Annotated in this window: 8 protein-coding genes and 1 pseudogene; all 9 read right to left on the bottom strand. The window is 53.2% G+C overall.

Features of this window, described 5'->3' with window-relative positions; all coding sequences use genetic code 11:
* Positions 1-780: 780 nt before the first annotated feature.
* The gene (locus tag JYJ39_RS13515; RefSeq protein WP_205205084.1) at positions 781-1,173 is read right to left on the bottom strand and encodes a hypothetical protein; all 393 of its coding nucleotides are present in this window, start codon (positions 1,171-1,173) and stop codon (positions 781-783) included.
* A 587-nt stretch (positions 1,174-1,760) separates the two neighbouring features.
* Positions 1,761-2,783, bottom strand: coding sequence for a hypothetical protein (locus JYJ39_RS13520; protein WP_205205086.1), 1,023 nt, complete (start codon positions 2,781-2,783; stop codon positions 1,761-1,763).
* 379 nt (positions 2,784-3,162) lie between these two features.
* Entirely contained in the window at positions 3,163-5,016 is a 1,854-nt protein-coding gene (locus JYJ39_RS13525; protein ID WP_345890790.1) for a TniQ family protein, read from the bottom strand.
* Complete coding sequence (locus JYJ39_RS13530; protein ID WP_240189668.1) at positions 4,979-5,881, bottom strand: hypothetical protein; 903 nt, start codon at positions 5,879-5,881, stop codon at positions 4,979-4,981. Before JYJ39_RS13530 ends, JYJ39_RS13525 begins: the two co-directional genes overlap by 38 nt.
* A 135-nt stretch (positions 5,882-6,016) precedes the next feature.
* Positions 6,017-6,361, bottom strand: a pseudogene (locus JYJ39_RS14260) (hypothetical protein); the annotation flags it as partial.
* Complete coding sequence (locus JYJ39_RS13535; protein WP_205205103.1) at positions 6,358-7,317, bottom strand: TniB family NTP-binding protein; 960 nt, start codon at positions 7,315-7,317, stop codon at positions 6,358-6,360. The pseudogene JYJ39_RS14260 and the gene JYJ39_RS13535, both read right to left, overlap by 4 nt.
* Entirely contained in the window at positions 7,314-9,299 is a 1,986-nt protein-coding gene (locus tag JYJ39_RS13540) for a Mu transposase C-terminal domain-containing protein (RefSeq protein ID WP_205205105.1), read from the bottom strand. Before JYJ39_RS13540 ends, JYJ39_RS13535 begins: the two co-directional genes overlap by 4 nt.
* The gene (locus JYJ39_RS13545; protein ID WP_051295211.1) at positions 9,262-9,885 is read right to left on the bottom strand and encodes a TnsA endonuclease N-terminal domain-containing protein; all 624 of its coding nucleotides are present in this window, start codon (positions 9,883-9,885) and stop codon (positions 9,262-9,264) included. The genes JYJ39_RS13540 and JYJ39_RS13545 overlap by 38 nt, the downstream gene beginning before the upstream one ends.
* Positions 9,886-10,224: 339 nt before the next feature.
* Positions 10,225-10,647 carry a helix-turn-helix domain-containing protein gene (locus JYJ39_RS13550; RefSeq protein ID WP_205205108.1) on the bottom strand — a complete coding sequence of 141 codons (423 nt, stop codon included), beginning with the start codon at positions 10,645-10,647 and terminating at the stop codon, positions 10,225-10,227.
* Positions 10,648-11,243 lie beyond the last annotated feature (596 nt).

Raw genomic sequence — 11,243 nt, forward strand, 5'->3', positions numbered from 1 at the left:
ATCTTCAGCTATTGAAACTTCGGCGAAAAGACGGTGGTGGCCGGACGGTTACTTCTTATCGTACGCAAACTCATCAAGTTTGACAGAAACGGTAACTGGCCGTTGAGAATGGTCTCGCAAGGAGAGGTTGCCAAGTAGTCTCGAAATGGTGGGTAAAGCGTCATTCTTGACACGAGTTGCAGAGTCAAGAGTGAAATTTTTCAAACTGACGTCTGTATAGACAATCTTTGAGCCCATAGTGGTATTCCGACTCTGTGCCTAAAAGTGTTTACACGGATGCTGGGATCCGGATAACGGTTGATATCGTTGACGCTAGAGTTGTTGCCTAAAATCCACAATTATCAGTTATTTCAAATGCCATCTATCGGTATAAATATAGCATAGCAATATGCCATTCAACTTGTCCAGGGCGATTTCTGCGTTCACTGAAGGGCTTTATCAAAGGGGCTGTTGTGTTGGTCGTGCTTATAGCGTGCATACGCTGGGCGAGGGACAACCATCAGCTTGCCACGCCAGAACAGCCTGTAGAACGCGGCTACCGATTGTTGAAATTCTGTACTCAGCTACCGAGAGAGACATCAGGTAGTAATGGTAATCCCCATCCGGGCCGCAAACTGCGAGACCAATTGCTTCAGCGCCATTTTCCGTCAGTTCCTTCCCGATCCGTTGTGCATTGGTTCGCAAAGTGTCCAAGTAAGCGAAGCCATAACATCGAATGTCCCTGAGCAAGGCATTTTGGTCGATTGGATCGGAATGGAAAGCAATGTGCATGGACGACATCTAGGTGGGGACTTTGGTAGCATCGTTGGCACGGGCGAACGATTCGCTCAACCAGTTTTCTCGATCATAATTGGTGTCGGGGAACAACTCGTCTAGCGTGACCTGGCGCTTGATGAGACGTTTTGCCATCGAGGCCAGACCACGAGCTTCTTCAATATTTCGCACCTCCTGCGGAGTGCAAAGTTCAACGCCTATCCCCCAGCTGTACCGACGTACAGTGATGCTCGGTCGAACCGAATATTCAATCCCACCAAACCTCAACTGCTCTTCCTTGACGGCAATCGCATCGAAATAGCTTCTTTCTTCAGCCGAGCTGGTTTGGGCTTGATAGCCAACTACTTTCTTTCTGGATCGACCGACGCGCTTCCAGTATTTCTCTTCGTGCGTGAACATCGATAGCTCGGTGCAAGGACCGGCTTGGTCACAGGCTTGTCTGTGAATCTCGTCTGCGTACTTCGTCCGAAGATGCTCCCACCAGACCAACACACGGTATCCATTAACGATGAATCCAACCTCGTCCCACCAGGAAAGCACCCGAGCCTCAAGGTATGTGTGAGGCATGTAAACCCCATCGTCCAGTTGCCAAGGGTGGCTCCTGTGAACCATCCGCATTAAACAACGGTACCGTTCATAGCGAGATTTCTTCATGTTCGTTAGTCTTTCTGGGCACTACGTATTTACAACTGAGCGGCTTCGAACGACAACTCTCGCAACTGCGAAGTCGCATCGGCTTGACCGGCTTCAATCGCCCCTATGCGGACATGGACACGTTGGAAAAGGGGATTCTCAGGAACGTTAGAGGTAAGGGGCGGAAAGCCAGCTTGCCGGCGGAGCGCCTCTCTTGACCAAGGTTAGGGCGCTACCCCTCTATATTCTTGACAGCGTAATCCTGAAAAAACAGAGAGAGTTATTAAGAGGTCTCTACATTCGGGTGGGCCGGAAACGGCATATCTGGTTCTACTTGCCCGTACCCTACATCGTCAACCCGCATCCGGAAGCGCGGTTTTTGGACAGTTAATCTCGACGGATTTGTTAGGCTTTTGATCTTCATCAAAATCTTTGCCGGCGATAAAAAGCCTAGATGTCTCCTTGTCCACAAAAATAAAATCGGCTTCGTTAGTTATTCCACCAAAAATTCTGTTTCTGCCCCCTTTTATCTTTCCATGAGCAGTATTGAAGGTAATGGCTTCGCCGATATGATATGCGTATCTATCAAGTTTTGAGTCATATAGACCGTCATTACCTTTTGGGTATTGGCTAAATTTTACGGTGTTGTAATGGGGCTGTAGCAAACTCACAAAAGCCTTTTCCGCATCTGCAACAATTTTTTTATGATCATACCCAAAATCTAGATCAATCTCGCTATCTGGGCCAAAAGTGCTTACGAATAACGGCTCTATACGAAATAAAAATAGAAATATTTCATCCGTAACTCTAGCCCCAGGGTATCTCTGAGGTTCATTTGCAAGTATGTCCAACCTAGCGTGGTGACCATTTTTAATTAGCCGATCATACGTATCACCTTTTTTGGCTATTCCGACATAGAGTAGGTCATAACAGAAGAGATCTTTGTAATTATCTAAACCAGACAGCCCCGCAATATCCCTGGAACGATGCCATAAAATATTCTCAGGCGTAAATCTTTCTATGAGATATTTATTGCCATCACCCTCATAATAAAATATTTCAATCTCATCTTTTCCGGCCCCAACACAAAATTTTTCACCTTCGTAGTTTTCTACTGCGTTAAGACAAAGCACTTCTATTTTCCCAGACCCTTTCACATCGTCGCCAATGCACAGGTCGAAACTAATAACCATGGTTTCTTCACAAACCGATAGATTGGTGAACTTTGATCTTGCCTTTCCGCCAATCATATAAAAATCACTAGCACGCATAAATTCTGCTGCAGGCTGATCTTTTAACCAATAAGCCTCTTGGTTTGAAATGGGAGGAAAAACAAGCTCCAAAAACGTGATTTTGACTCGGTTGGTTCCTGGCATCGAATAATTCTCCAAGCACGACGAAAGACTAAAAGTATTTATACAGACGTAGCGGTCCGTATAGCAGTTGATACTGTTGGCGCTGAATCTGTTGCGCGAAGAACATTGATTTTATATGATTGGAATAATTTCCGTTGGCATGACAAGGTCAATATAATGGACAACCGCTGAGAGTAATATCAGCTTTAGAGCATGGTAACCCAACGTCCGCTCTTGCTCGAATGCCGACAGATCGTACTTGGTCAGGCGCGATGATTTCAGGCAGTCAACTCTAGTGATCTTTCGTAGCTATCGCTTGCATCATGCGGCGTTGCCACTTACAAGGTCGAGTCAAGGAACAGCCACAACGAAAATGTTCCGGGAGTTCTTCAGCGTACGCCTACTGGTCGTCCACATGGCATGCCATAACCTCGCTCCGCCAAAAGAAATACTGACGGCCACCGTCGACCTCCGGACCACTGACAGGCTGGGCCACGATGGATGACATCAGGTGACGCGGTGAAGTACGATTTTCACGAGCCAAGTCTGCGAGCGCAACATACTTTTCCCGGAAATCTTGGATTGATTGTTGATCAACCTTCCCGCCGGTAGATACGTGTTTTGCCTCAAGCAACCCCCTCCTGATCAGGTGATAAACCACCTCTTGTTTGAGGCCCAGTTCGATTGCAGCTTCAGGGATAGATAACGGAGCCCCATGCTGTTGTCGCCAGTTCTTACGCCAGCAAACAACTTCCTCTTGGCCGAGTACTACCTGGCCGACAGGCACCATGCCGCCCGATTCGGTAAATGCGCTAACCTCCTGAGCGAGGATAGCGGCGATCAGTGAGCCGCCTTCCTCTCTTGCCAGTCGCCCCGATTTCAACAGAGAAGCCAGGGCCACCATCGGACGATCTTCCGTTTCAAGCGCATCCGTTAGCACGAGCATTTGCCTGAAATCGTCAGCAGAGAACAACCAGCTACTCCCACCCGCCCTGGAAATGATCGGTTTGAGCAAACCGAGTCTCACGAGATCCCGGATGCGGCGCTCAGCGATATTTGCATGGAGCGCCAACTCGCTGAGATTCCCTGCGCCCTGAACCACTTCAGCTGCGGCAGCTACATCTGCTTGTCGGAAAGTCCGTGCTTTACGACCCGAGGGAAGCGATACATCCTGGATCGGCAATAACTCCTGTTGGGCCAGATGCTGGAGTACGGATGGTCGAATACCTGTTGCTTGGCATGCCTGCTTCTTGGTCATGCGCGCCTGCTTTTCCAGCGTACTGGGTTTAAGACGGCTATTACGCCGGCACACGACACCCCACCAATGTGTTTTCAGATGATCTTCGAAGCAATCGCGGAGGAACTGATAGGCGGGATCATCAAGTTCGACATACAGCAGGCGATACAGAACACCGAATGATGTTTTCAGGCTGATCGACGGCCCTGCTGCAGCCTGGATATCTTCCAGCAAGCGGACAAACCGAGTCGGCCACTCGTGGAAAATAGCCGCTGCATTCTCGATGATAGTGCGGGCAGTCCCTAGGTCATCCAGTCGGGCAAGCTGCCCGGGCCTGCTTGGTTGAACCCCACTGGAAAACTGCCCAAGCCTGCACACCAGGCGCTGCCACTGAATGCGGGAGAGCTGCACCCCGGCCGGAAGACCAACGTCCGGGCAGGCGGTCGCTGTCGATTCAGGTAGTAGTGCCTTCGTCAGTCCAAGAGGAAGGCCCCCTGCAGGCTCGGCACTTCCATCTGAAAGACAATACCCACAAGTGCAGTAAAGCAAACTTGAGCCATTCCAACCCTGCTTTGCGCCGCATTGTGGACATCGGTCTTGTAGCCAGACCTGGTGCCGCGTGCAGAGGGTGACCAGCTTCAAATCCCAATACCCCTGCTGATATGCCTGCTTGGATAGGCATCGCGGACACCAGCGACGGTAGGAGTGAATGAAGTCCTGGACGGTTAATTCTTCCGGTAGCTCGTTTTTCCCCCAACGGGATGGCAGAGGCCCGAACAGTTGTAGGACCTCCTCATCCTCTAGCCCCAGAAGCTTTCTCAGCGCGTCAAATGGGAACAGGCTGCCCCGATCACAGCAGGCCCGAAAGAGCGCCGGGATTGAGGACAACCCGTTTGCCATGGCGACCCTCAACAAATAGCCAGGCGTTGATTCTTGCGTCAGCGGTCGCGGGCGCATGACGAGACGTGCTCCAAGCATCCTAGGCGACCTCCCCAATACAATTGTCGCCAAGGTCATCCTGGTCAAAGGTGCCTGCAATGCAGAAGCGGAGCAAATCCCCGAGGTAAGCGCGCTCACTTGGCCAAAGGGAGATGAGGTAAGTCGTGACGGATTCGAGCGTGGCAGAACGGGTGCGAAGTGCCGGTGGTAAGCGCCAACGTTCTTGGAGCGGGATGAACTTCTCCAGCGGTAAGCGATGGTGGGACGCGTAAAGCAGAAGATTGAGCAAATCGACGACTTCCTCTTCTGTTTCTACCCAGATTTCCGCATCTTCTATTTCCAGACACTCATCACAGGGAAACTGCGAATGTGCGTTCAGTGGAGGGATCCTGCTGGACAGCCTGGCCCACCAAGCCCCCAGTTGCCGGCGCAAGGTGGCGATGTGCCGCTGGGTATAGCGTGGGTGAAAGCAGGTGTGAGGCAACGCAGCTGGCCCATTGGAAAGTTCTTTGATGGCATCGACTACTGCATGTGCAATTGCCCGGGGTATCGCCTGATTACTGGATGCCCAGTCTGACTGAAACGAGATGAGCTGCTTGATGATGTAGTGCTGCCCCCAGAGGACCAACGGGCCCAGTTCATCTCGACATATCCATCGCCTCAACCTTCTCGCTTTGCGTGGGATTGACTCGGGCAAGCTGGTAAGCAATCTGACCGCAGAGGGATTGAGGGCGCTTGCTTCTTTGGTTTTAGCCGATGAAGAAAAATGCAGTTTTGACGGATATTTCCATGGGGAAGGACGCCTACAAACATCTTGCACCGATCGAACCCAGTTCAATGCGCGGTACATGTCACCAGATGAATACTCAAAGCTGGCTATTGGTACTTGGGGCGCAGGGACTAGGGCATGGTCTATGGCGCCAGTAACAAGCTGCGCCATCATCAACTGGATTGAATTTCCTTTATCCGTGATGGCCTTGGTGAGATCAGAGCCGCATTCGCAAAGGAACCCATGGCGGAGCCTGTGCCATGTCTGTGGTCGGTTACACGCTGGGCACCTAGTTAAAAGCTTACAACCATGAATTGGACAGACCGAAACGAAAGGCAGGTCGAGCGCGGCATAGTGAATACCCTTCTCTGCTGCACATTGTGGACAGTGATGAGGCCATAGTGGCGGTTGGTAAAACGTCTGGTCCCACCAATGGGTATCCCTTTCCCAAAGCTGTTTCGAAAGCTCCACGCCCAGCAGTTGCGAAATAGGGGAGGTAGCGCCAGGACAACCTTGATCAGCTAGAACGGTGGCTGTGATATCGGGTGGTAGTGTTAAGCCGTTGCTGGCAGAGAGCCGCCAGCAATAGGCGGCCAGCCCTTCATTCGGGTGCGGCTTCGGGTGCAGTGGCAGGTGATCAATCCATGGGCTCATGCTCGTCCCCGCCTTCTAGCACCCGTATGAGCCCTTTCGAAGGGTTCTCCACCACGATCCAGCGAACGGAAAACGAACTGCTCATCGAACGGATTAAGTTTACCAATACCTTCGCGCCAGATTTCCTCGGTGAAGGCCTGCGCCAGAAGAGGAATGTCGATAGCCTGCAAGTCCTCGAGAAGCGCTTTTCGGAAGGCAGCAAAAAGCAGCTTTTTTATGTAGGCGATTCGACCATCCGTCGCATAGTGCAGCCGACAACCAAAGTCAGTGTTGTTGAATGGGGCCAGGCTGACCGGCAAGTTCAGGGGCAATGCAAGGCTGGTAAACAATTGCAGGCAGTCCCCTCCAACAGACCCAGCATCGTCTTGTCCGAGCGTCAAAAAAACCCGTCGGGAGAAGCGTCGACGTAGCTGTTCATTGGTTTGCAGCAGCTCCTCAAGCCGGGGCAAGCCCAGCATCACGGTAGGAAGCGCCAGATCGTCCAGCAGGAACTTGAGCCAGTCGGCAATCAGATACTGACTCTTCGTATCTCCTCGGTCTTTGAGATGCTGCGCTTCATCCAGCAGGATCAGTTCGACCCCACATTTGCGGCACAGGAGGATGATCTGCTTGGTTTTGGCGGGGACGCTACTCCGCTGCGCCCAGAAACTGCCCAGCGCGTTGAGAAATGCCTCCGCAATGCCGCCGACGCTGACCGCTGGCGGTACCCGGACGATCAACACTCGAATTTGGTCACGCTCCTCGTGATAGATCGGTGGATTGATCCTTTCCACCCAATCGCAGAGGCTAGTTTTCCCGGTCCCCGATTCGCCGAGAATGAGCATGTGTCGGGCAACCCCGGTTTCCCTGAAGAGCTGTAGATTTTCCTCAATCGCATCCTTGGCGGCCACGAATGGGGCAAAGGCGACCAAATCCTCATCAAAAAGCTTGAGCCGTTCGGCAATTTCCGGAGTCATCCTTGCCCCCGCTTCTTTTTGACCCCTTCAATCCTGGGTAAAGGTGGTGGCAACTCAGTGTCCGTCGATGAAGGGCTCCCTTGCGCTTTCTTTGCGGCCTTCCGGTTCTGTTGGGTTGCAGGCGGGCCGATCTTGGCAGGGGGTTCGGCGCTGCAAAGCCCCTGGATGCGTGCGGCACGTTTACGGGCCGATAGCTTGCGGCTAAGCATCAACTCCTGGACCTGCTGGGCGATTTCGGCCCGGGCCCGGTAAACCGCGTGACGGTCGGATGCGGCGGCCCCGTATTCACGGACCTGCTGTTGAATAAGCGAATTCTGTAACTCGGTCAGCCCCTTGGCATACTCAAGATCCAAAGCCGGCACGACAACAGGTTCCTCGTCATCCGGCCCCCAGACCAGTATCTCGCCCAAGTCCTCCGGATCGTAAAGGGCCCGTACCAACACCCCTTCCCCGTAGCGCCTGATAATGGGGGCAACAGAATTGGCGTTGTATCGGATGCCATTGAGTTCGATACCGGGACGGCGCAGTTTGCGTTCAGCACTTTTCCCGATCCGGCGCTGCAGGGTAGAGATACTGCCGGGTAACCTGGGCTCGAAAGACATTGCGCCTTCTTGCCAGCGGTTTCGTGGCGTTGTCTTGATGCCGCGATGGACGCTTTCGGCGTAGACATCGAGCAGCCACTTCTCCAGGATTTGCTTGAGCTCGTCGAGGGAAATCAGGGCATGTTTCAGGGGGTCATAGTCGCCGCGCAGATGGAACTTGGCCAGGCTCGTACCAGGGAGCTGGTGCGTAAATGAGTAATTCACGGTCTTGAGAAAGCGCTCAACGACACCTTTGAAACGGGGTTCTCGCTTTGGGCAGAACTGGATCGTGATGCCTAAATCCAGGGCGATACCTTCCAGGTCCACACCGTGGAATTCCAGACCGTTATCAACGACCAGTACATCGGGAATGCCATGGCAAGGCCAATTTCCTGATGTTTTCAGGTTCGATAGGCCACCGTCGACCAGGGTTTTGGGAAGGATTGCATGGCGTAGGGCGCCGACCAGTGCAGCGGCCGATGGCGCTCCAAAACTCAGGTAATAGCCCAAGGGAAACCGGCTGAAGACATCAATCAGGATGGTGAATGTGGGCCGCCCCAGCGGGAGCCAGGTATTCGGATCGATGCAGAACACATCCAGGGGCGTGTGATCGGCTTCAACGCGTTCAAGAGGACGTTCCGCTTTGGCATTTCGGGCAGAGAGGCGGAATTTCCTTTCTGCCACCTGCTTCCCCTCGCGTAGGGTGGTTTTTGTGTAGGCCGTTATGTCGCTGACCAAGCGGTAGGTGGTTCGTAGGCTTGGTGCGCGAATCTGGTCTATGGAAAGCCGACCTCGGTTTTCTGCCTCGATTTTCTCCAGCAAACGGGCGTAGATATTTCCTACCGAGGTCATCGGCGACGTTCTGTAGGCCTCTTCCACGACTGTTTCGAGCAGAAGCAGTGCCTCCTTGCTCGCGTGTCGTTGCCGAGAGCCACGGAGGTCGTAGCGGGGAACCAGCGCCCGGGCGTCCTGAGTATGGATGAGCTGATAGTGCCACCTGCAGATTGACGTGATGCTAGGTGGCTTGGGGTCACCCATTTCGCTCGCAACGCGGCGGATGATTGGTTCGATGTTTCGTTTGGTAAAGCGAGGCGATCCAGCTTCATAGATAGCGCGGAGATATTGCTGACGCCGAGCAGCAGCGGCGCGAAGCTGCTCTGGCACCTCGTCGAGCGGTCTGGAAAACGCGAGGGTTTGGGCTGGATTTTTCGGCGAGGTATCCAGGAACGTGATGGCCCCCTGTCGATACGCCTCCAACAGCTCCTCTTTCGTATGAAGCGACAGTCCGCCAGTCGCAATGGCTTCGAGCAGCACTTTGCCGTCTGGGGGCAGCGCCTGGATGCGATACCCAACCCCGGCCCACTCAAAAGCCGTGTTCTTCTGCAAGGTGAAACCACGCATGAGCGTTCTCCGTGACAAGTTCGATTTCGATGGAAGGATTGAGCGGCTTGGTCAAATCCAGGCGCAGAGCGCCTGCGATCATCAAGCTGTAGGGATTGAGTCCAAGCGGCCTGAGCGCCGCTGTGACATCCCCAAGCGGAGTGGGAAGGGAGATAACGCCACGCGACAGCGCGGAATGCAGCTTTGTTAAGGACGCACTGTTGCGTTCAACCTGGTGACAAATCTGGCGTGCGTTGCTGCGAAGAGGCTCCTGGCGCAAGGTTTCGTCGGTCAGGATTGCAAAAGCCTTACCCGTACGCTGGAGGTGGCTACTGACGCAATCCAGGGTTCTGCGAACTTCGGGTTTGGCGAGTGAGCGAAGCGGTTTGACTTCAACCCAGACGACCTCACCCGATTTGAGCGTTACCTCAAAGTCTGGGGTGTAGCGTCGCGTGCGGCCGCCATCTGGATAGTGGAAGGGCTCCGGTTGTTCGCTATAGCGGGTAACTTCCTGGTTCACTTCAAGCAGGTAGGCTGCGTCGAGTTCGAGCAGCCCCTCGCAATGCACCAGGCGGCCATTTTTCTGACTGGGGAACTTGGCGCGCATGATGCCGCCTGATGGACTGATGACTTCTCGCGACCGGGAATGGGTATCACCGACGGCCGTACGACCTCGCCAGGTTCCACTCCAAAGGGAGATAGGCATGGTGTGACTCCTCCTGGCGGAAGGGCGAGCAAGCCCCTCCGCGACATGAGTTACGGATACAGGTGCCCGAATTCAGGCAAAAAGGTTCTCCCCGCTTGGTGAAAACACCAGGCGAAAATCGGGCAACGAAGTGGAGTCGGGCTTGACGCTGACCAGGACGGTCGCGATACTGAAGGTGTCTAAGCTTCTAGGTATCGCAAGATGCCCAATCAGCGGGACGCCCGAAAGGTGCGTCCCGTTTTACATTTTGGCCTCCTGTTTTTGATTGACGGCACGGCCGCCAGAAAGAAAGGGAGAAGCCCGCCGGCAGGAATCGGTCATTCCGATTACCTCGGTCATGATTCGAATCTGGGACGGGTTCAATGCTGGCCATGCTTCACGCAGCGCTTGAAGCAAGCAGAACATTTCGGGGGAGGTGCTGTGCGGGATCGTCAGGGAACGATTGGAAGCTTCAACTGCGGCATGCATTTCGGCTTTACCTTGCTCATCCAGTTCGAAGAACTGAGCAATGCACTCCAGGAACGCAGGGGATGGCGGTCCCTTCTGCCCGCTTTCCAGGGCAGAGATATAGCTCTTCGCGTAGCCTAATCGCTTCGCAAGCTCAGCTTGCTTGACGTTGTGACGCGACCGGAGCGTGAGAAGGAAATACGAAAACGGGCTCATGATCACCGATCATTTTGGCCCGTTTTTTCTGGGAAATAAACAAAAAGTCGTTATATATCAGCTTGATGCATTAAACTCCCACACATCGAAGCATCAAAATACCGCTTATTGAATCCTTATTTTAAGGATTGTTCTTTCTCATACCGGATTAGTTTTTGGTACCGCTCATGCTATGCGAAACACCCAAGCCCTCTCGATCAAAAACCAGATAGAGCAAGCTCGATCATTCAGAACTACAGAACGGTGACCGCTAGAGGTTCCTTACGGAGATGAACGCCGAACGTCAGTGCATCATAGCGGTTGAAGAATGTTTCAAAGTAGAACCGGTGCTGCTCGCCATTGTCATCGCACAGAATTAATTCAGATGAACCGAGCGGCCCCCCGCGCTGGGGGCCACAATATCCCACTATCGCAGCAAACAAGTCGATCTCACGTATCCGAGAAAATCGCCTAGCAAATTCTGGAGATCTAATGTGGTGGCGGCACGGCATCAAAGGGTCAAAGTCGACTGCGCGCCTATCCCGGTGGGGATGTCCAGAGATCGGAGCAAGTCAAGATAGTTGTCGCCTGATTCATGCGGCGAACCGTGTTTTATT

Source organism: Azonexus hydrophilus (assembly GCF_905120355.1).
Classification (GTDB): Bacteria; Pseudomonadota; Gammaproteobacteria; order Burkholderiales; family Rhodocyclaceae; genus Azonexus.

Bases quoted from the DNA above. Each gene is read 5' to 3' on its own strand.
- JYJ39_RS13525 (WP_345890790.1), bottom strand. From the start codon at position 5,016: ATGACCTTGGCGACAATTGTATTGGGGAGGTCGCCTAGGATGCTTGGA.
- JYJ39_RS13515 (WP_205205084.1), bottom strand. From the start codon at position 1,173: ATGTTCACGCACGAAGAGAAATACTGGAAGCGCGTCGGTCGATCCAGA.
- JYJ39_RS13530 (WP_240189668.1), bottom strand. From the start codon at position 5,881: ATGATGGCGCAGCTTGTTACTGGCGCCATAGACCATGCCCTAGTCCCT.
- JYJ39_RS13520 (WP_205205086.1), bottom strand. From the start codon at position 2,783: ATGCCAGGAACCAACCGAGTCAAAATCACGTTTTTGGAGCTTGTTTTT.
- JYJ39_RS13535 (WP_205205103.1), bottom strand. From the start codon at position 7,317: ATGACTCCGGAAATTGCCGAACGGCTCAAGCTTTTTGATGAGGATTTG.
- JYJ39_RS13550 (WP_205205108.1), bottom strand. From the start codon at position 10,647: ATGAGCCCGTTTTCGTATTTCCTTCTCACGCTCCGGTCGCGTCACAAC.
- JYJ39_RS13540 (WP_205205105.1), bottom strand. From the start codon at position 9,299: ATGCGTGGTTTCACCTTGCAGAAGAACACGGCTTTTGAGTGGGCCGGG.
- JYJ39_RS13545 (WP_051295211.1), bottom strand. From the start codon at position 9,885: ATGCGCGCCAAGTTCCCCAGTCAGAAAAATGGCCGCCTGGTGCATTGC.